The 21,133-nt window shown below is 31.7% G+C and carries 17 protein-coding genes; 14 read left to right on the forward strand and 3 right to left on the reverse strand.

Annotated features, from left to right (window positions below):
* Positions 1–35 precede the first annotated feature (35 nt).
* Entirely contained in the window at positions 36–743 is a 708-nt protein-coding gene (locus B3M86_RS02325) for a DNA alkylation repair protein (RefSeq protein WP_291049709.1), read from the reverse strand.
* A gap of 293 nt (positions 744–1,036) precedes the next feature.
* Positions 1,037–2,260 carry a GTPase HflX gene (gene hflX, locus B3M86_RS02330; RefSeq protein ID WP_221854272.1) on the reverse strand — a complete coding sequence of 408 codons (1,224 nt, stop codon included), beginning with the start codon at positions 2,258–2,260 and terminating at the stop codon, positions 1,037–1,039.
* 406 nt (positions 2,261–2,666) lie between these two features.
* Here hflX and hisG point away from each other — a divergent pair, with 406 nt between their 5' ends.
* From hisG to B3M86_RS02400, 14 genes are all read left to right on the forward strand, one after another.
* The gene (hisG, locus tag B3M86_RS02335; protein ID WP_125349882.1) at positions 2,667–3,524 is read left to right on the forward strand and encodes an ATP phosphoribosyltransferase; all 858 of its coding nucleotides are present in this window, start codon (positions 2,667–2,669) and stop codon (positions 3,522–3,524) included.
* Between the two features lie 71 nt (positions 3,525–3,595).
* Positions 3,596–4,882, forward strand: coding sequence for a histidinol dehydrogenase (gene hisD / locus B3M86_RS02340; protein WP_219033861.1), 1,287 nt, complete (start codon positions 3,596–3,598; stop codon positions 4,880–4,882).
* 14 nt (positions 4,883–4,896) lie between these two features.
* On the forward strand, positions 4,897–5,943 hold the full coding sequence (hisC, locus tag B3M86_RS02345; RefSeq protein ID WP_219033862.1) for a histidinol-phosphate transaminase: 1,047 nt from the start codon (positions 4,897–4,899) through the stop codon (positions 5,941–5,943).
* Positions 5,944–6,027: 84 nt separating this feature from the next.
* Complete coding sequence (gene hisB / locus B3M86_RS02350; protein ID WP_286495321.1) at positions 6,028–7,161, forward strand: bifunctional histidinol-phosphatase/imidazoleglycerol-phosphate dehydratase HisB; 1,134 nt, start codon at positions 6,028–6,030, stop codon at positions 7,159–7,161.
* 61 nt (positions 7,162–7,222) lie between these two features.
* Positions 7,223–7,801, forward strand: coding sequence for an imidazole glycerol phosphate synthase subunit HisH (gene hisH / locus B3M86_RS02355; RefSeq protein WP_286495322.1), 579 nt, complete (start codon positions 7,223–7,225; stop codon positions 7,799–7,801).
* Positions 7,802–7,820: 19 nt separating this feature from the next.
* Positions 7,821–10,940 carry a S41 family peptidase gene (locus B3M86_RS02360; RefSeq protein WP_286495324.1) on the forward strand — a complete coding sequence of 1,040 codons (3,120 nt, stop codon included), beginning with the start codon at positions 7,821–7,823 and terminating at the stop codon, positions 10,938–10,940.
* Positions 10,941–11,015: 75 nt separating this feature from the next.
* Complete coding sequence (gene hisA, locus B3M86_RS02365) at positions 11,016–11,729, forward strand: 1-(5-phosphoribosyl)-5-[(5-phosphoribosylamino)methylideneamino]imidazole-4-carboxamide isomerase (RefSeq protein ID WP_219033864.1); 714 nt, start codon at positions 11,016–11,018, stop codon at positions 11,727–11,729.
* 1 nt (position 11,730) lies between these two features.
* Entirely contained in the window at positions 11,731–12,483 is a 753-nt protein-coding gene (hisF, locus tag B3M86_RS02370; protein ID WP_219033865.1) for an imidazole glycerol phosphate synthase subunit HisF, read from the forward strand.
* Positions 12,480–13,091 carry a bifunctional phosphoribosyl-AMP cyclohydrolase/phosphoribosyl-ATP diphosphatase HisIE gene (gene hisIE / locus B3M86_RS02375; RefSeq protein WP_219033866.1) on the forward strand — a complete coding sequence of 204 codons (612 nt, stop codon included), beginning with the start codon at positions 12,480–12,482 and terminating at the stop codon, positions 13,089–13,091. The genes hisF and hisIE overlap by 4 nt, the downstream gene beginning before the upstream one ends.
* Positions 13,092–13,269: 178 nt before the next feature.
* Positions 13,270–14,733: an ankyrin repeat domain-containing protein gene (locus B3M86_RS02380; protein WP_286495326.1), complete on the forward strand. Its 1,464-nt coding sequence runs from the start codon at positions 13,270–13,272 to the stop codon at positions 14,731–14,733.
* Between the two features lie 8 nt (positions 14,734–14,741).
* Entirely contained in the window at positions 14,742–15,233 is a 492-nt protein-coding gene (locus tag B3M86_RS02385; RefSeq protein WP_125349871.1) for a DUF2271 domain-containing protein, read from the forward strand.
* Between the two features lies 1 nt (position 15,234).
* On the forward strand, positions 15,235–17,424 hold the full coding sequence (locus B3M86_RS02390; RefSeq protein ID WP_291075764.1) for a PepSY domain-containing protein: 2,190 nt from the start codon (positions 15,235–15,237) through the stop codon (positions 17,422–17,424).
* A gap of 185 nt (positions 17,425–17,609) precedes the next feature.
* Positions 17,610–18,557 (forward strand): FAD:protein FMN transferase, encoded by a 948-nt coding sequence (locus tag B3M86_RS02395; protein WP_291078284.1) that lies wholly within the window; start codon positions 17,610–17,612, stop codon positions 18,555–18,557.
* Between the two features lie 360 nt (positions 18,558–18,917).
* Positions 18,918–19,427 carry a class I SAM-dependent methyltransferase gene (locus B3M86_RS02400; RefSeq protein ID WP_349679590.1) on the forward strand — a complete coding sequence of 170 codons (510 nt, stop codon included), beginning with the start codon at positions 18,918–18,920 and terminating at the stop codon, positions 19,425–19,427.
* A gap of 125 nt (positions 19,428–19,552) precedes the next feature.
* Here B3M86_RS02400 and B3M86_RS02405 read toward each other — a convergent pair whose 3' ends face one another.
* Positions 19,553–21,127, reverse strand: coding sequence for a S41 family peptidase (locus tag B3M86_RS02405; protein ID WP_291075765.1), 1,575 nt, complete (start codon positions 21,125–21,127; stop codon positions 19,553–19,555).
* Positions 21,128–21,133: the final 6 nt, after the last annotated feature.

Here is a 21,133-nt window from a genome sequence, read left to right on the forward strand (position 1 = left end):
CAAAAGTCGCTCGTTGAGCGACTTTTTTATGCAAACTATTTCAATTTCATATAATAATCTTTGAGAATTGGATCAATTTTTTCGAGCGCATATCTCAACGTTGTTCTTGGCATTTGCAACGTATATTCGTCCAAAAACTCAATCAACTTTTCTTCATTCATTTTTCCCATTTCACGCAACATCCAACCATTTGCTTTATGCATTAAATCGTGTGAATGATTAAGATTTTTCAACACAATTTCAGGAACAATTGAAAATGATTTTTGTTTGATAAAATACATAGTTGATACAGTTGCGATTCGTTTTTCCCACAAATCATCTGAATCTGCCAATTCAAAAAGCAATTCTTCTCGTTTTTGATGAAAACAATAATGTCCCAAAATTTTATAACAACTTGTGTCAACCAAATCCCAATTGTTGATTTGAGAAGTTTGAGCAAGATAAAAATCGATGATATCTTTTCTTACAAGTTCATCTTTTGATTTTTCGTACTTCAAGACCAATATCAATAAAGCTGTTAATCTATATTCGTGAATATTGGAATTCAATAAATTTTTGATGTCATTTAATGAAACTTGTTGATAAAATTCTTTCGCAATCAAACGTTGATTCGGAACAGAAATCCCAAGAAGAATATCTCCTTCACCATATTCTCCTTTTCCAGTTTTGAAAAAACGCATCATAATCTTCGCTTTATCATCGTCCGCTAAATCTTGTAAAGTTGATTTTAATTGCTCTATCATATTTTATCAATTAGATTTTGAAGTTAACAAAAAAAGAGTCCAAAAACTGAACTCTTATTTATTTTAAAATATTAAATATAAATTTAATAACTTTAATGCAAACTTACATTTATGAATTTCAAACACAAGCCTCTAATATTCTTCTTCTTCCTGATTATAATAATCAATGGTCTTATAAAGTTGTATAATAATTTTCCTGAAAATTCAATGGGTCTTTATATTCAAATTGGATTATTATTTATGGTTATATTAATTCTAATTTTTAATCTTAAAAAATCTAAAAATTAAAACTATTACTCTTCCGAATCATTTTCTTCCTCATCGTAATATTGAAAAAGGAAATTATTATAAGGAAAACGTTTCATGTGAATTTCTTTCACTTCTTCATAAACCGTTTTTCGCAAATCTTCTAAATTATCTTTTTCCGTTGCCGAAATAAACAATGTCGGATAATCTGTTTTCGCCATCCACGTACGTTTCCAATCTTCTAACGAATAATTTTCAAATTTCTTTTCAGACAAATCATCTTCATCTTGTTTGATATAAGAAAAATTATCAATTTTATTGAAAACCATAATCGTTGGTTTTTCTTTCGACTCTATTTCAGCTAAAATTTGATTCACAGAATTCACATGATCCTCAAAACTCGCATGCGAAATATCCACAACATGGACCAACAAATCCGCTTCACGAACCTCATCTAATGTAGATTTAAACGATTCTACCAATTGTGTTGGCAACTTGCGAATAAACCCAACCGTATCCGTTAATAAGAAAGGTAAATTACCAATTACCACTTTTCGAACCGTTGTATCTAATGTTGCAAATAATTTATTTTCGGCAAAAACTTCGGACTTCGATAAGACATTCATCAACGTTGATTTCCCAACATTTGTGTACCCAACCAACGCAACGCGTACCAATGCTCCTCGATTTTTACGTTGAGTCGCCATTTGCTTATCGATTCCTTTCAATTTCTCTTTCAATAACGTAATTCGATCACGAATAATACGTCTATCCGTTTCAATTTCCGTTTCACCAGGACCACGCATACCAATTCCTCCACGTTGACGCTCTAAGTGTGTCCACATTCGTGTTAATCGTGGTAATAAATATTGGTATTGAGCCAATTCTACCTGCGTACGTGCATATGAAGTTTGCGCTCGTTGAGCAAAAATATCTAAAATCAATTGTGTACGGTCGATGATTTTTTTGTTGACAACTTTCTCAATATTTTTCAACTGAGAAGGCGTTAATTCATCATCAAAAATAACTGTATCAATATCATATTCTTCGACAAAAGCCGTGATTTCATCTAATTTCCCGCTTCCTACAAAGAATTTAGAATCAGGTTTGTCCATTCTTTGTGTAAAACGTTCTCCAACTGTCGCTCCAGCTGTATAAGCTAAGAACTCCAATTCGTCCATATATTCCGTCAGTTTTTCTTCGGATTGTTCACGTGTAATCAATCCAACTAAAACTACTTTTTCGTATTGTGCTTCTTGTTTTTCTAACATATATTACTGCAAAAATAAAAGAAAGTTTTGGATGTAACCGAACTTTCTATAAAATATTGAGAATTAATCAAATCAATAAAACTCAATAAATATTTGAGTTCTTTTGGATAAAAATAGAAAAAAATAAGGTTTTCATAATTAATAACAAGTTTATTTACTAATTTTCAAAAAATCTATTGTCAATTAAAATTTCCTTTCTACATTTGTTCCGACAAAAAAGTAAAAATGTACAAAAATAAATTACATCATCATCACCATCATACTTGCACTCAAGCGAGCAGATAGTGGTATGTAATGATTTTATCACAATATCTAAATCCCGTTTGAGTAAATCGAACGGGATTTTTTGTTACTTCAAGATTTAATCATCGATTTACTCAAACTTAAAAAATATAAAACATTAAAAATGAGTAAATTAAAAATAGCCATTCAGAAAAGTGGTCGATTAAGTGAAAAATCACTCGAATTATTGAAAGATTGCGGAATTAAAATTTCTACAAGTAATCGAAAATTAAGAACCGAATCTCCAAATTTCCCTATCGAAGTTTTATTCTTACGAGACGACGATATTTCACAATATGTAGAACAAGGCGTTGCTGACATCGGTATTTTAGGAGAAAATGAAGTTTGGGAAAAAGATAAAAATGTCACTCAAATTCGTCAATTAGGATTCGCAGGTTGTAAACTTTGTTTAGCTATTCCGAAAGATGAAGCTTATACAGATTTAAGTTATTTTCAAGACAAAAAAATTGCCACTTCTTATCCACGTATTTTACAAAAATTTTTCCAAGAAAAAGGTATCAACGTTAAGATTGAAGAAATTGGTGGAAGCGTAGAAATTGCTCCAAGTATCGGTTTGGCAAATGCTATTTTTGACATCGTTTCTACAGGTTCAACATTATTAACAAATGGTTTGAAACAAGTGGAAACAGTGGTTGAATCACAAGCAGTTTTAATTTCTAACAAAAATCTCGACAATGAAAAACAAGCAATTGTAGATCGTCTTTTATTTAGAATTGAAGCGGTAAAACAATCTTCTGAGAACAAATATATTTTATTAAACGCGCCCAACGAAAAGTTAGAAGAAATCATTGCTTTGTTACCCGGAATGAAATCTCCAACAGTTTTACCACTTGCCGAAAAAGGTTGGTCATCAATCCACACTGTAATTAAAGAAGATACTTTTTGGGACATCATCGAGCAATTGAAAGCTTTGGGTGCGGAAGGAATTTTAGTACTAGAAATTGAAAAAATGATTTTATAATTTTTGATTGACGATTTACAATTTACGATTGAATCGTAATTCGTAATTCTAAAATCGTAATTCGTAACAAAATGCAAACATATATCAAACCTCAACTTTCAGATTGGTCTACGTTAACAGCTCGACCAACGAAAGAAGCACAAGATTTACAAGAAATAGTTTTAGATATTTTTGGAAAAATTCAAACCGAGAAAGATCAAGCTTTAATTGATTTTACAGAAAAATTTGATCAAGTTAAGCTAACTTCTTTAGAAGTTTCTACTCAAGAAATTGAAGAAGCAAAAACTTTAATTTCTGAAGAATTAAAAGGAGCAATTCAATTAGCAGCTTCTAATATTGAGAAGTTTCACACTGAACAACGTGAAGAAGTAAAAGTTATTGAAACCACAAAAGGAGTAAATTGTTGGAGAGAATCTCGCGGTATCGAAAATGTTGGAATTTATATTCCAGGTGGAACAGCTCCGTTATTTTCTACAACTTTAATGTTAGGAATTCCTGCTAAATTAGCTGGTTGCCAAAATATTATTTTATGTACACCTCCAAATAAAGAAGGAAAAATTCACCCTGCAATTTTATATACTGCGAACTTAATCGGAATTGAAAAAATCTACAAAGTTGGCGGAATTCAAGCGATTGGAACGTTAACTTTTGGAACAGAAACGATTCAAAAAGTGGATAAAATTTTCGGTCCAGGAAACCAATATGTAACTGCAGCAAAACAAGTTGCTCAAAACTTTGGTGTAGCCATCGACATGCCTGCTGGTCCAAGCGAAGTTTTAGTGATTGCAGATGAAACTTCGGTTCCTAAATATGTGGCTGCCGATTTATTATCACAAGCCGAACACGGAATCGATTCACAAGTGATTTTATTAACAACAAACGAACAAATATTAAATGAAACGATTGAAGAAATCAATGCTCAATTAGAAGTTCTGCCAAGAAAAGAATTAGCGACTAAAGCGTTAGAAAATTCAAAAGGAATTGTTTTAAATTCTATCGAAGAATGTGTAACTTTTTCAAATATTTATGCACCTGAACATTTAATTTTCGCTTGCGAAATGGCTGAAAATTATATCGATAAAATTATTAATGTAGGTTCAGTTTTCTTAGGAAATTATTCGTGTGAATCGGCTGGTGATTATGCTTCAGGAACCAATCACACTTTGCCAACTAATGGTTATGCAAAAAATTATTCAGGAGTTTCGTTTGATAGTTTTATCAAGAAAATCACGTTTCAGAAATTATCAGCAGAAGGAATTCAAAACATTGGTCCAGCAATCGAATTAATGGCTGAAGCCGAAGAGTTATTTGCGCACAAAAATGCAGTAACCTTAAGACTAAATGATCTAAAATCGTAAATCAAAAATCGTACATGAATTCATTCAACATAAATAACATCATTCGTCCTAACGTAAAAACGCTGAAAGCTTATTCATCAGCTCGTGACGAATTTCAAGAAATAAATAACGATTTCGTTTTCTTGGATGCGAACGAAAATCCTTTCAATAATGGATTGAATCGTTATCCTGATCCTTTACAACGTAATGTAAAATCGATTTTAAGTGAAATCAAAAACTTTCCTGCAAATCAGATTCTATTAGGAAATGGAAGTGACGAAGTGTTAGATTTAATTTTCCGAGCATTTTGCGAACCGAATCAAGATAATGTTATTGCGATTTCACCTTCCTATGGAATGTATGGTGTTTTAGCGAATTTAAATGCTATTGAATACCGAAAATCGTTATTAAACAAAGAAGATTTTCAACCAAACATCGAAGATATTTTCTCAAAAGTAGATGAAAATACAAAAATGATTTTTTTATGCTCTCCTAATAATCCAACAGGAGAAATCATCAAAAGAGAAACTATTTTAGAAATTGTGAATCGTTTCAATGGCTTAATAATTATCGACGAAGCTTATATCGATTTCGCCACAGAACAGTCTTGGATAGAAGAAATCAAAAATTATCCAAACGTAATTGTTACCCAAACTTTGTCGAAAGCGGTTGGTTTAGCAGGAATTCGTTTAGGAATTTTGTATGCTTCACAAGAAATTGTGGATGTTTTAAATAAAATAAAACCACCTTATAACATCAATCAATTAACACAATTAAAAGCGATTGAAATTTTAAGCGATTACGATAAAGTGATAGCTATTACAAATACGATTATTCAACAAAAAGAAGTTCTAGAAAATGCTTTAACTGATATCTCATTTGTAGAAAAAATCTATCCAAGCGATTCGAATTTCATTTTGATTAAAGTTGATAATGCAAACGAACGTTACAATCAATTGGTCGAAAAAGGAATTGTAATTCGTAACAGAAACAACGACGATTTATGCGAAAATTGTTTACGTATTACAGTTGGAACGGAAGTTGAAAATCAGAAATTAATACAAACACTTAAAATAATATAATTTGTCATTTCGAATGAAACGACAGTGAAATGAGAAATCTCTGAGATTCCTCCTAACATCGGAATGACATCAAAAACAACTAAAATGAAAAAAATACTATTCATAGATCGTGATGGAACAATGATTTTAGAGCCAGCTGACTACCAAGTTGACAGCTTTTCCAAATTAGAATTCTATCCAGAAGCCTTTACTTATTTAGGTAAAATTGCAAAAGAATTGGACTACGAATTAGTTATGGTGACCAACCAAGATGGTTTAGGAACGCCTTCTAATCCTGAGGAATTATTTTGGCCAATACAAAATTTCGTAGTGAAAGCATTCGAAAATGAAGGCGTGAAATTCGAGGATATTTACATTGATAAAACTTTTGCTCATGAAAATGCGCCAACGCGTAAACCTGGAACGGCTTTATTAACAGAGTATATCAATAACCCTGAATATGATTTAACAAATTCGTTTGTAATCGGTGATCGAATAACGGATGTTAAATTAGCTCAAAATCTTGGTGGAAAAGGAATTTTTATCGCGAATGATGAAGCTTTAGGCGCAGACGAAATCAATGATAACAAAGGATTAAATGATGCGATTGCTTTAAAAACAACTTCATGGAAAGAGATTTACGAGTTCTTAAAACTTCAAAATCGCACTGCTTCAATTGTTCGTAATACGAATGAAACAAAGATTAAAATTGATTTAAATCTTGACGGAACAGGAAAATCGGATATTTCGACAGGAATTCACTTTTTCGATCATATGTTAGATCAAATCGCTCGTCATGGACAAATGGATTTAGTGATAAAAGTGGATGGAGATCTAGAAGTGGACGAACACCACACGATTGAAGATACAGCAATTGCTTTAGGTGAAGTTTTTGCGCAAGCATTAGGAAATAAATTAGGTATCGAACGTTACGGATTTACTTTACCGATGGACGATTGCTTAGCACAAGCAGCAATTGATTTTGGCGGAAGAAACTGGTTAGTTTGGGAAGCTGATTTTAAACGCGAAATGATTGGTCAAATGCCAACTGAGATGTTTTATCACTTTTTCAAATCATTTACAGACGGAGCAAAAGCAAACTTAAATATCAAAGCGGAAGGAACAAACGAGCACCACAAAATCGAAGCTATTTTCAAAGCGTTTGCAAAAACCATTAAAGTAGCTGTAAAACGCGATCCTGAAAAAATGATTTTACCCTCAACAAAAGGACTTTTATAATTGACGAATGAAGATTTAAGATTAATATCAATCGTAAATCAAAAGTCGTAAATCAAAGAATATGGTAGCAATAGTAAAATACAATGCAGGAAATGTAAAATCGGTATATAATGCAGTAACTCGTTTGGGGTTCGAAGCTATAATTACAGACGATTTTGAAACTTTGCAAAATGCTGACAAAGTAATTTTTCCAGGAGTTGGAGAAGCAAGTTCCGCAATGACTTATTTAAAAGTAAAAGGATTAGATAAAGTCATTAAAAACTTAAAACAACCAACCTTAGGCATTTGCTTGGGACAACAATTAATGTGCGCTTATTCGGAAGAAGGAAATACCGATTGTTTAGGAATTTTCCCTATTCAAGTCAAGTTATTTCCATCAACCGAAATCGTTCCTCACATGGGCTGGAATACGATTTATGACTTAAAAACACCTTTGTTTAACGAAGTAGAAGAGAACTCCGACTTTTATTATGTACATAGTTTTTATTGCGAAAATTCAGAATATACGATCGCGAAAACAGACTATATTTTAGAATATTCAGCAGCTTTACATAAAGATAATTTTTACGCAACTCAATTTCACCCAGAGAAATCTGCAAGAATAGGAGAACAAATACTAAAAAACTTTCTAAGTTTATAGTAATTATAAATTCACACACATGAAAAAAATAGTTTTTACTATACTTAGTGCTTTTGCAATTTCGCAGGTTTCTGCTCAAGAAAAAGTGTACTTCACTTCTACTCCTTCTTTAAGTCCTGATGCTAAAACGGTTTATTTTAGTTACGATGGCGACATCTGGTCAACCGATATAAATGGCGGGAATGCTGCAAGAATAACAGCTTTAGAAGGAGAAGAAATCAATCCTCGTGTTTCACCAGACGGAAAATGGCTGGCATTCAGCTCTAATCAATATGGAAATTACGATATTTATATAATGCCTATAAATGGTGGACAAATTAAGCAATTGACTTTTCATCAAGCCAAAGATGAAGTCGAGAGTTGGAGTTGGGACAGTAAATCGATCTATTTTACATCAAATCAAAATAATGGATTTGGAAGTTTTAAAATTGATTTAGATGGAAAAACACCAGAAGCGCTTTTTACAAATTATTTTAATACAACAAATGGTTTAGTAGAAACTCCTCAAGGCGAATATATTTTCACTAACTCGTCTGAAAGTGCAAGTCAAGTTACACGAAAAAGATACAAAGGCGAAAATAATCCAGATTTATTAGGATATAATCCAACCACAAAAAGTTATAAACAATATACCGATTATAACGGAAAAGATTTTAATCCTACGGTTGATAAAAACGGAATTATTTATTTTATTTCGGACGAAAATAATGGCGAATACAACTTATATCAATTAGCAAATGGTAAAAAAGAAGCGTTAACAAAATTTGAAACTTCGATTAAAAAACCTTTTGTTTCAGCTGATGGTTCAAAAGTTGTTTTCGAAAAAGATTATCAATTATTTGTTTACGATGTAAAAACTAAAACGTCGAAACCTCTTACAATTAATGTTAATTCGAATAAATCTTTAGAAAAAGAGCAAAATTTTGAAGTTGATAATAACATCGATTATTTTGACATTTCTCCTGATGGAAAGAAAATGGCCTTTGTAAGCAGAGGAATTATTTTTGTTTCGGATAATGAAGGAAAGTTTGTCAATCAAATTTCTGATGGAAAAGAGCGTGTTTTAGAAGTAAAATGGTTAAAAGACAACAAAAATTTAATCTTCAACCAAACGTATAAAGGTTACCAAAATTGGTTTAAAATTTCGGCTGACGGAAAAGGAAAAGTTGAACAATTAACTTCTGATTTAAGAAATAATCGAGACATTACATTCAACAACGATTTATCACAAGCTGTTTATTTAAGCGGACGCGATGAAGTAAGATTATTAGATTTGAAATCACTTAAATCATCAACAATTGTTAAAGATGAAATTTGGGCTTTCCAAAATTCGAAACCATCTTTTTCTCCAAATGATGAATATGTGTTATTCTCTGCAAAACGTAATTTCGAGTTAGATATTTTTATTCACAACATCAAGAAAAATACAACGGTTAATTTAACAAATACTGGTGTTTCAGAAGCTGACCCTACTTGGTCACCAGACGGAAAATACATTTATTTTTCAAGCGACAGAAAAAATCCTTCCTATCCTTTGGGAATGCAAGAATCGAGTATTTATCGTGCTTCTTTAGATTGGTTTGATCAAGCTTATAAATCAGAAAAATTTGATAATTTATTTGTAGAAGAAAAAAAGGTTGAGAAGAAAGAGAAAAAAGAAGAAAAGAACGATTTTAAAGCATTAACTATTAATCCAGAAGGATTCTTAGAAAGAATTGAATTGGTAACAGACCGTTTTGGATATCAGACAAATCCTTTTGTTTTTGCGGATGATAAAAAGCAATTTTTATTCTATAATACTAACCAAGAAAATGGTAAATTTCAGTTATACAGAAAAACGACCGCTGATTTTGAAGAAGATAAAACAGACAAAATATTCAACAAAGGCGCTGATTTTATCTTGAAAAATGAGAAAAATCTTTACGCTTTAATCGATAATTCTGTTTACAAATTTGGTATTAATTCTACAAATCCTGAAAAAGTTAGTATTAAATATAATTTCAATAAAAACTTGGCTTCAGAATTCAATCAAATGTACGAAGAAGCTTGGGCTGGAGTAGAAGAAAATTTCTATGATGAGAATTTTCACGGAATTGATTGGAAAGCAAAAAAAGAACAATACGCAACGTTTTTACCTTATGTAAACAATCGAAATGATTTAAGAATTTTGCTAAATGATATGCTAGGTGAATTAAATTCTTCGCATTTAGGTTTTTCATCTTTCGGAAAAGAAGAAAGTAGAAGATTGAATTATTTCACCAACGAAACAGGAATTATTTTCAAAAAAGATCAACCTTTTGCAGTTGAAAAAATCTTACGAAAATCTCCTGCTTTCCTTAAAAATGTTGATGTTCAAGAAGGTGATATTTTAGTAAGTGTGAATGGACAAAAAATCGATCCAAACCAAAATCGTGAAACTTATTTTACAACGCCTAAAAAATTAGAAGAATTAACTCTTGAATTTGACCGAAAAGGAAAAACAATTTCTACGAAGATTCATCCAATTTCAAATAACGAATTGAAATCACTTTTATATGATGAATGGATTTATGAAAATCGTCAGCGTGTAAAAAAATTAAGCAACGATAGAATTGCTTATTCGTACATGAAAAATATGTCTACTTCTGAATTGGATGTGTTTTTATTGGACATGGTAGAGCAAGAGAATAGAAAAGATGGTGTCATTTTAGATTTACGTTTCAATACAGGTGGAAATGTACATGATAAAGTTTTGAACTTTTTATCGCAAAGACCTTATTTGAAATGGAAATATCGTGAAGGACAATTAACTGTTCAACCAAATTTTGCTCCTTCAGGAAAACCAATTGTTTTATTAATTAACGAATACTCATTGAGCGATGCAGAAATGACAGCTGCAGGATTCAAAGCCTTGAAATTAGGAAAAATCATCGGGCAAGAAACGTATCGTTGGATCATTTTCACTTCTGGAAAAGGATTAGTTGATGGCTCATTTTATCGTTTACCAAGTTGGGGAACTTATACTTTGGACGGACAAAATTTAGAAAAAACTGGAGTTAAACCTGACATTTATATTAAAAATACGTTCTTAGATCGATTAGAAAATAAAGACCCACAATTGGAACGTGCAATCCAAGAGGTCATGAAAGAATTAAAATAATTTACGAAGGTTAATTTACGAATTACGATTGTTTCTTAATCGTAATTCCAAAATAGTAAATCTAACATAACAGTTATGAGAATCATCCCAGCTATAGATATTATCGACGGAAAATGCGTTCGATTGTCACAAGGCGATTATGATACAAAAAAAATATACAACGAAAATCCGTTGGAAGTTGCAAAAGAATTCGAGGATTACGGTATCGAATATTTGCACTTGGTAGATTTAGATGGAGCTAAATCAAAAGAAATCATTAATTATAAAACGTTAGAATTAATTGCTTCTAAAACCAATTTAAAAGTTGATTTTGGAGGTGGAATTAAGGCAGATCAAGATATTAGAATTGCTTTTGAATGTGGCGCAAACCAAATTACTGGAGGAAGTATTGCGGTTCAAAATCCAACATTATTTCAAGAATGGATTTCACAGTATGGAAGCGATAAAATCATTTTAGGCGCGGATGCTAAAGATCGAAAAATAGCAACACATGGTTGGTTAGAAACGTCAGAATTAGATGTGATAGATTTTATTCAAGAATATAAAACCAAAGGTATTGATTATGTGATTTGTACAGACATCGCGAAAGACGGAATGTTAGAAGGAGCTTCAAACGAATTATATGCAGAAATTTTAGCTACTTCGGAGGTCAAATTAATTGCTTCTGGTGGCGTTTCTTCAATCGATGATCTAATCAAAATAAAAGAATTAGGTTGTGAAGGAGCAATTCTTGGAAAAGCGATTTACGAAGGGAGAATTCAGTTGAAAGACTTAAAACAATTGTACTAATATGCTGAAGAAAAGAATCATACCATGTCTCGACATCAAAGATGGACGAACGGTAAAAGGTGTTAATTTCGTGGGCTTACGCGATGCGGGAGATCCAGTGGAATTAGCAAAAAAATATGTAGAAGAAGGTGCTGATGAATTAGTCTTTTTGGATATCACAGCGACTTTAGAAAAACGTAAAACCTTAGCTGAAATGGTTGAAAAAATTGCTTCAGCGATTAATATTCCGTTTACAGTTGGTGGCGGAATTAATTCTGTGGAAGATGCTTCGGCGGTCATCAAAGCTGGTGCAGATAAAGTTTCCGTTAATTCTTCGGCTGTCAAAAATCCTCAATTAATTGCAGATTTAGCAGCTCGATTTGGATCGCAATGTGTAGTCGTTGCAGTAGATACTCGCGATGTAAATGGAACACAAAAAGTTTTCGTAAGCGGTGGAAAAATTGAAACCGAATGGGAAACGTTAGATTGGGTCAAAAAAGTAGAAGAATTAGGCGCTGGCGAGATTCTGTTAACGTCTATGGATGGCGATGGAACAAAAGCTGGTTTCAAAATTGATATTACAAAAGCGGTTGCTGATGCTGTAAATCTTCCAGTAATTGCTTCTGGTGGAGCAGGAAAAATGGAGCATTTTACAGAAGTTTTTACCCAAACAAATGCAAGTGGTGGATTGGCTGCAAGTATTTTTCACTTTGGTGAAATTCCAATTCCAACACTTAAAAGTTATTTAAAAGAACAAAATATTCCGATACGATGAACATCGATTTCAATAAAAGTAACGACGGATTAGTTCCCGTTATTATTCAAAATTATCTTAACAACAAGGTTCTGATGTTAGGTTACATGAACGAAGAAGCTTTTAACAAAACCCAAGAAATTAGAAAAGTGACCTTTTATTCTCGTTCAAAAAATAGATTATGGACAAAAGGTGAAGAATCAGGCAACTTTTTGGAAGTAAAATCTATCGCAGTTGATTGCGACAACGATACAGTTTTAATCAAAGCAAAACCTTTTGGACCAACTTGTCATACGGGTTCTACGACTTGTTTTAAAGAAGAAACAAATCATGGATTTGTATATGAATTGGAACAAACCATTAACGATAGAATTGATTTAGACAATGATCCAGATTCGTATACCAATAAATTATTCAAAAGAGGAATCAATAAAGTTGCACAAAAAGTAGGTGAAGAAGCAGTTGAATTGGTGATTGAATCCAAAGACAACAACGATGATTTATTTATTAATGAAGCGGCGGATTTGTTGTATCACTATTTAATTTTATTGAAAGCCAAAGGTTTCAAATTGGAAGATGTTGAAAACGTTTTGAAATCGAGAGAAAATGGTCCAAGACGAGCTGAATAAAGTAGTTTAGAAATATAAAAGATTGCAGATTAGCAATCTTTTTTGTTTTCAAAAAACTGATGTTTAGCAGAATTAGCCAAATTTATTTGATTTAATTAGAATTAATATAAATAAAAATAATACTTTTGAAATCAAATTAAAATTAGTCTAAATAATTATTACAATATATTCTATTCATATGAAAAAATTATTCATTTCTGCTGCTATCCTTGTCGCTTCATTTATTCAAGCTCAGACGAACACGTTGATGGACGCTGGTTTTTGGAAAAATAATCCAACAATAGAAACTGTAAAAACTGAAATTTCGAAAGGAAATAGTCCTTCTTTTCAAAATGGAGGCTTCTTTGATCCTGTTGTGATAGCGATTAATAACAAAGCAGATTTTAATGTGACTAAATTTTTAATTGAACAAGAAGGAAATTCTGTTGATAAAAAAACGCATCACTCAAGAATTTATCTTCAATGGGCTGCTGCTGCGGGGAATTTAGAATTAGTAAATTATTTATTAGCCAAAGGTTCTGATGTTCATTACAAAGATAGCCATGGTTACGATGTGATTACATATGCAGCAAGTGCTGGAAATCAGAATATCGCAGTTTACGATGCGTTGATTAAAGCTGGTGCCAATCCAAAAGTTAAAGGAGAAGATGGTTCAAACTTAATCATGCAAGCGATTGCGAATGATGATGATTTAAAAGTTACAGAATATTTTATTTCAAAAGGTTTATCATTAAGTGATAAAGACGCTAATGGACGTACTGTAGCAGATTATGCTGCAAAATTAGGAAACTTATCAATCATAGATAAATTAATCGCGAAAGGAATTAAACCTACTGATCAAGCTTTATTTTTTGCCACACAAGGTTCGAGAACAAAAGAAAATGGCGTAGAAGTTTTCCAAGAATTAATTACAAAATATAAATTAAATCCGAAAGCGTTAAATCCAGACGGACAAACATTATTACACGCTTTATCTCGCAAAGGAAACTCAGAAACAATCAACTTTATCTTATCAAAAGGTGTTGATGCTAAAATTGCTGATAAAGAAGGAAACACTGCATTAATGGTTGCTGCTGGAGGAAAAAATACAGATTTAATCAATACATTTTTATCAAAAGCAAACAATGTAAATGCGGTTAATAAAAATGGTGAGTCAGCTTTAACAAAAGCTGTTGCTTCTGGAACATCTCAAATCGTTTCTTTATTGTTAGAAAAAGGCGCTAAAGCTGATATTGTAGATAAAGATGGAAATAATTTGGCTTATTATTGGTTCAATTCTTTCAAACCAAATGATGAATCATTCGCAGAAAAACAAGCTTTATTAACAAATGCAAAAGTTGATTTTAAAGCTACTCAAAGTAAAGGTGCAACTTTGTTACACATTGCTGTTGATAAAGGAAATGTAAATTTGGTGAAAAAAGCGATTGAATTAGGTGTGAATCTTAATACACAAGATGAAGACGGAAATACAGCTTTACACAAAGCAGCTTTGATTGCGAAAGATGATGCAACCTTAAAAACTTTGGTTGCTGCTGGAGCGAAAAAAGATATTAAAACAGAATTTGACGAAACAGCTTATGATTTGGCTGGAGAAAACGAATTCTTAAAGAAAAATAATGTGTCTATTGACTTTTTAAAATAATGAAGGAGATGAAATTTAACTTAATCAAAAAATTAGTTGGATTAGTTGTAATCTTAATGGCAACTGCCACTTTTGCACAAACAACAAAATACAAAACAATGATTCAGATGAATAATTACACGGGAAAAGAAGCCTATGTAGTGATTTCATTAATCAATCCAAAAGGACAATACGAAAAAACTTTAGGTGTTTTGGGAACAGATAACGAGTGGTATAACACGTTAAAAGAATGGCACAAATTCAATAGTAAAAAGAAAGAAAAATTAAACGGAATCACAGGTGCTTCAGTTGCTGGAGGAGCGAGAGCGACACGTGTCATCGAGTTTGATACTGCAAAATTGAATAAAGGATACAAATTACGTTTTGAATCTGCTGTAGAAACTCAAAAATACGTCGCAAAAGATGCTGAAGTTGCATTAAATTCTTCGGATTTAGACAACAAAGCAGGTATCAAAGGTTCAGTTTATATTAAAGCCGTACGTTTTATAAAAGTTCAATAAAATGACATTATCTATTTGGAGATATGCGCATTTGAGTCTTGCAATTTTATCTTCAGCATTTTTAGTTATTCTATCTATCACAGGAGTAATTTTGGCTGTTGATGCAATAAACGAAAAATCGCCCGCATACAAAGTAGAAAATTTCGATAACATAACACTCGCGCAAGTTTTACCAACTTTGCGCGAGCATTATTTTGAAATAATAGAAGTAAAAGTTGATCACAATGATTTTGTGACAATTGATGCGATGGACGAAGATGGAAATTCGATCAAATCTTACATTGATCCTACAACAGGAAAAAAGATTGGTGAGATTGTTCCAAAAAGTGATTTCATCAATTGGGTCACAGCCTTGCACCGTTCATTATTTCTAAAAGAAACAGGACGAGCAATTGTTGGTGTCGTATCTTTTTTATTGATGTTAATTTCAATAAGTGGATTAATCTTAATCGTAAAACGTCAACAAGGAATTCTAAATTTCTTTATAAAAGTTAACAAAGACTCCTTTTCACAATATTTTCATGTTGTAACTGGACGTTGGTTATTAATTCCAGTTTTAATCATTGCATTAACAGGAACATTGATTTTCTTAGCGCGATTAGAACCTTTAGTTGGTCAACCAAAAGAAATTGAGCATCAAGTCAAAGAAAATTTACAACCAAAAGATTTAAAAGACATTGAATTCTTCAAAAACACAAAATTAAGTAGTGTTGAAAAGATTGAATTTCCTTTTATTCCAGATGATGAAGCAGAACCATTTATCGTTCATTTAAGAAAAAAATCGGTTTCGGTTAATCAAGTAAATGGAGCGATTATTTCAGAATCGTTGAATCCTTATTCAGCAATTGTAGAAAAATTCAATATCGATTTACATACAGGTCGCACCAATGTTATTTGGGCAGCGATTTTAGGAATTGCTTCGCTTAACATTTTATTCTTTATTTGGTCAGGATTTGTAATTACGTTCAAACGTACAAAAACGAAAATTGGCAAAAATAAATATAAAGCCAACGAAGCTGAAATTATCCTTTTAGTTGGTTCAGAAAATGGTGCAACTGTTGGATTTGCTTCAAAAATTCAAGAGCAATTTTTAGCAAACGGAAAAAAATCATTCATTGCTCAGATGAATCAATATGAAATTTATCCAAAAGCAAAACAACTCATCATTTTTACCTCAACTTATGGAATTGGTGATGCGCCTGCGAATGCTAAGAAATTTGAACAATTAATCACACAATTTCCACAAAACCAATCCATCGAATTTTCTGTTGTAGGATTTGGATCAAGAGCATATTCAGATTATTGTGGCTATGCAGTTAAAGTTGACAAATGGTTGAATGATCAAAAATGGGCTACTCAATTATTGGATTTGAAAACAGTAAATGATAAATCGCCGGAAGAATTCACAAATTGGGTCATTGCATACAAAGAAACGACAGATATTCCGTTAGCAACAACGCCTGCGATGTATGTTGGAAAAGCACCAGAACTGAAAAATGTTAAGGTTATTTCTACCACTAAAATCACACAAGAAGATGCTACATTTAAAGTTATTTTAGATGTAAAAGAGAAATTCAAATCTGGAGATTTATTAGCAATTTATCCCGAAAGTGATCACAAAGAACGCTTATATTCGGTTGGAAAAGTAGATAATAAATTACAGTTAATTGTAAAATTGCATGAGTTTGGATTAGGTTCTCAATATTTATATAATTTGGTTCAAAATTCTACGATTAAAGCTCGAATTGTAAAAAATAAAGCCTTTAGATTTCCAAAAGCTTCAAAAGTTGTGATGATTGCAAACGGAACAGGAATTGCACCTTTTCTTGGGATGATTGATGAGAATTCAAAAAATATTGAAACGCATTTATACTGTGGTTTCAGACATGATAATGAAACAACAAAATCTTATCAAGAATTTGCTACGAAACAAATTTTTACGAATCATTTGAGTCAATTTCACATTGCATTTTCTCGTGAAGAAAATAAACAGTATGTGATGGATTTAGTCAATCGTGATGCTAAATTCTTTGCTGAAACATTACAAAATGGTGGAATTCTTATGATTTGTGGTGCTCTCACAATGCAACATGATGTAGAGAAAGTTTTGGAACAAATCTGTCAAGAACATTTGAATAAATCATTCGAAGAATTCAAAACAAATGGGCAATTTTTGAAGGATTGTTACTAGAAAAATAATTTTGATGCAATCCTAAAACAAGTTCAGAATAACCTAATACCTGTCATACCGAGCTTGTCGAGGTATCTTTAAGCTTTATACTTTTCGATAAACTCAGAATAACAAATGAATAAACCAAAATGAAATTCATTCTAAAAAATATATTCACTTTTATACTATTGTATGTTCTAACTCCGATGAATGCTCAAACGGTTGGAGTTAGAGATACAATTTTAATGGGAAGTAAATTCAAAATTACATTGGTTGATTCCGATTCTATTTCCGTTGAAAAAAACATCAATAAAGCAATTGATGAAATGATTAGAATTGAGAATTTGATTTCTGACTGGAAACCAACTTCGCAAGTTTCTCTTGTCAATCAAAATGCAGGAATAAAGGCGATAAAAGTAGATCGAGAAGTTTTTGACTTAACAAAGCGTGCGATTTATTTTTCGCAACTAACCGATGGTGCTTTTGACATTAGCTTTGCGGCAATGGACAAAATATGGAAATTTGATGGTTCAATGGAAAAGATTCCAACTCAGGAAGAGATTTCAAAAGCCATCGAAAAAATCGGTTATCAAAACATTATTTTAGATGAAGAAAATTCAACAATATTCTTAAAAAAAGCTGGAATGAAAATCGGTTTTGGTTCAACAGGAAAAGGTTATGCAGCACAAAAAGCACGAACTTTCATGCAAGACTTAGGAATACAAGCGGGTATAATTGATGCTTCTGGTGATATGACAACTTGGGGAAATCAACCAAATGGAGAACCTTGGAAAATTGGAATTACAAATCCATTTAATCGACATAAAATGTTGGATATTCTCTCAATGAAAAATGCTGCTGTTACGACTTCTGGTGATTACGAAAAATTTATTTTGATTGATGAAGTTCGCTATTCACACATTATTAATCCCAAAACTGGTTATCCTTCAACAGGATTAACAGGGGTTACAGTTATTGGGACGGATGCTGAAATGTGTAATGGTTTTAGCACTTCTATCATGGTTTTAGGAAAAGAAAAAGGATTGAATTTTATCAATCAACAAAAAGATTACGCTGCTCTTTTGATTACAGATAAAGGAAAAATTATTCGTTCAAAAAACTACAAGAAGATTAAACGAAAACTTGAGAAATAACACTTAAAAATGGTGATTTAGATATGCAGTTTCAACGTAAAAATGCTCCTTACAAAGAAGTTTCTGAATCAATTTTATTTATCCAAAACAGCACTTTCGCAATATCAATAATTTAGCTTAAATTATTTAAGTGTATAATAACCATTATATTTAGTAAAAGGTGTTTTTTATAGAAAAAATAGACTCAGTTCTGTAATTTTTGTTATGCTTCATTTTAAATAAAAAGTCGAAATTGCACCTAAACAAAATACAAAAGCTATGAACGACAATAAAAAATCTCATTGGGAACATATATATGAAGTAAAAACTCCAGAAGAAGTGAGTTGAACACAAGAAAAACCAGAAACTTCTTTAAATTTTATTCATTCTTTTGGAGCTGATAAAACAGCTAAAATTATTGATATTGGTGGTGGAGATAGTAAGTTGGTCGATTTTTTATTGGAAGAAGGATATGAAAATATTTCTGTTTTGGATATTTCTGCAAATGCGTTGGAAAGAGCAAAAAAGCGTTTAGGAAATAATGCAGAAAAAGTAACTTGGATTGTTACTGATATCACCGAATTTGAACCTACAGAACAATACGATATTTGGCACGATAGAGCAGTTTTTCATTTTTTAATAGAAGAAAATGACATCAAAAAGTACCAAAATTTGGTCTCGAAAGCTGTAAAAGGAAAAATGGTTATTGGAACTTTTTCGACAAATGGACCATTAAAATGTAGTGGTTTGGAAATAAAACAAAATGATGAAACGTCGTTAACCTCAACTTTTGAAGCTAATTTTGAGAAAATAGAATGTTTTACAATTGATCATAAAACGCCATTTGATACGATTCAGAACTTTATTTTTTGTAGTTTCAACAAAAAATAAAATGCGTTAGGGATAGTAGTGGAAATCCTTTTTTGTAGACGCGGTGTCTACAAAAAAGATTGTAACGAATAGCCCGCTCAAACGCTAAAAATATAAAAATCATCTCCTTAATTCAGGAGATGATTTTATATTTTTAAAGCTTTATTGTATTCGATATTTCCTTTTTTAATATCATTTAAAATCCATTTCAGTTCAGCATCCGTACGCTTAATTTTATCTTGCAAATTAGGTTGAATAACTTGGTTTGGATAAACACCATGCGCCTGTTCATCTCGCTTTTCAATAGGAGAAAGATAAACTGTACCAACCGAAATTTTGAGTTTGGAATTGGGCAACGTAAATTTTGGCATCAACCCAGCAACCGTTCCATTAAAATCTCCTCCCGTTTCTTCACCTACAAAAAATGCTCGATTTTTTAGTTGAAGATTAGCCGAAATCAACGCCGAAGCAGAGTAAGAACCACCATTTATAATGACATACAAATTGTGGTGATACACGAGCTCTTTATCTATTTTGACATGCGAAAAAGGCATGTGCAATTCGTATTCATTTTTAGCATTTTTTGACGTCGAAAAATAAGTATAACCCGATCCCAACCAAAGCAACGGATAGGAATAAACGGGAAAAAGATTGTACAACGACTTGCCAAAAGAGGTTTTGTTCGCGACGATTTTTTCACCTAAAAATGCCTTGGAATCATCGACCAAATAAGCGTATAAATAGTGCGAATCTTTTAGGTAACCACCACCATTGTTGCGAAGATCAAGAACTAAATTTTGAACTTTATGATTCTTGATATCCGTAAAAACCTCTTTATATAGTTCGCGTATTTTTCCTTTCCTGAAATCAGTTACTTTTAACACCGCAATCGTACTGTCGTTCGAAGGAAAAGTCAAATCTTTGGAATAGGTTTTGGAACTTTTAGAATAGCCGTATTTCTTTTGTTTTATCCTAACTTTTCGCTCAACTTCTTTCTGCTCTTTTGTAATTTTTGGTAGTTCTGAAATCTTATCATTTTTAGGTTTTGGATAGGTACGAAATGTTTTTTTTCGGATGATTGAATTCCCCATTTTAAAAGTTAATTCAACCGAATCTTTAATTCCATTTTCTAAAGTAAAATAATTGAGAAAAGTTCGGTTAAAGACATTATCCGAAAAAGTTTGATTTTCACCATCTCCATAAATACTTTTTTTATATTTATCGTATAAATACTTTGTAGAAACACTATCTATATAAAGCAAAACTGAACCTTGATTAATCGGATTGATTTTACTGTAATCTGTCACTAAAAAAACTGAATCATTTTGCCAAAAAAAACTATAATCACTAAAAGCAGATTTAGATTCTTTGTATTTTTTTTCCTTGCTTTTTTCTAATCGTTTATATATCGGATAAATATCTGTATGACCATGTTCTAAACTTTCGAAAATCGGAAAAAACTTGACATAAAAATCATTTGGTTTCAATGGTTTATCAATTGACTTTTTAAGACTATCAAATTTATAATCAATTTGTTCTTGAGAAGTATATAAATCTAATTTTGGATGATATCTTTTTAGTTTTTTATAAACAAAATCTACATCTTTTTTCAATTTATTCGCAGGAATCTCTTTATCAATATCTGCATTATATTTCTCGACAGAAGCACAACTGCATATCAATAAAAGTGACAAATAAATTAGAGTAAATTTTAGTTGCATTAAGGA

The sequence above is a fragment of the Empedobacter sp. UBA6305 genome, from assembly GCF_002440405.1.
In the GTDB taxonomy this organism is placed as follows: domain Bacteria; phylum Bacteroidota; class Bacteroidia; order Flavobacteriales; family Weeksellaceae; genus Empedobacter; species Empedobacter falsenii_B.

What these genes read in the sequence shown, in the direction of transcription:
- B3M86_RS02325 (WP_291049709.1), bottom strand. Translation starts at nt 743, where the DNA reads ATGATAGAGCAATTAAAATCAACTTTACAAGATTTAGCGGACGATGAT.
- hflX (WP_221854272.1), bottom strand. Translation starts at nt 2,260, where the DNA reads ATGTTAGAAAAACAAGAAGCACAATACGAAAAAGTAGTTTTAGTTGGA.
- hisG (WP_125349882.1), top strand. Translation starts at nt 2,667, where the DNA reads ATGAGTAAATTAAAAATAGCCATTCAGAAAAGTGGTCGATTAAGTGAA.
- hisD (WP_219033861.1), top strand. Translation starts at nt 3,596, where the DNA reads ATGCAAACATATATCAAACCTCAACTTTCAGATTGGTCTACGTTAACA.
- hisC (WP_219033862.1), top strand. Translation starts at nt 4,897, where the DNA reads ATGAATTCATTCAACATAAATAACATCATTCGTCCTAACGTAAAAACG.
- hisB (WP_286495321.1), top strand. Translation starts at nt 6,028, where the DNA reads ATGAAAAAAATACTATTCATAGATCGTGATGGAACAATGATTTTAGAG.
- hisH (WP_286495322.1), top strand. Translation starts at nt 7,223, where the DNA reads ATGGTAGCAATAGTAAAATACAATGCAGGAAATGTAAAATCGGTATAT.
- B3M86_RS02360 (WP_286495324.1), top strand. Translation starts at nt 7,821, where the DNA reads ATGAAAAAAATAGTTTTTACTATACTTAGTGCTTTTGCAATTTCGCAG.
- hisA (WP_219033864.1), top strand. Translation starts at nt 11,016, where the DNA reads ATGAGAATCATCCCAGCTATAGATATTATCGACGGAAAATGCGTTCGA.
- hisF (WP_219033865.1), top strand. Translation starts at nt 11,731, where the DNA reads ATGCTGAAGAAAAGAATCATACCATGTCTCGACATCAAAGATGGACGA.
- hisIE (WP_219033866.1), top strand. Translation starts at nt 12,480, where the DNA reads ATGAACATCGATTTCAATAAAAGTAACGACGGATTAGTTCCCGTTATT.
- B3M86_RS02380 (WP_286495326.1), top strand. Translation starts at nt 13,270, where the DNA reads ATGAAAAAATTATTCATTTCTGCTGCTATCCTTGTCGCTTCATTTATT.
- B3M86_RS02385 (WP_125349871.1), top strand. Translation starts at nt 14,742, where the DNA reads ATGAAATTTAACTTAATCAAAAAATTAGTTGGATTAGTTGTAATCTTA.
- B3M86_RS02390 (WP_291075764.1), top strand. Translation starts at nt 15,235, where the DNA reads ATGACATTATCTATTTGGAGATATGCGCATTTGAGTCTTGCAATTTTA.
- B3M86_RS02395 (WP_291078284.1), top strand. Translation starts at nt 17,610, where the DNA reads ATGAATGCTCAAACGGTTGGAGTTAGAGATACAATTTTAATGGGAAGT.
- B3M86_RS02405 (WP_291075765.1), bottom strand. Translation starts at nt 21,127, where the DNA reads ATGCAACTAAAATTTACTCTAATTTATTTGTCACTTTTATTGATATGC.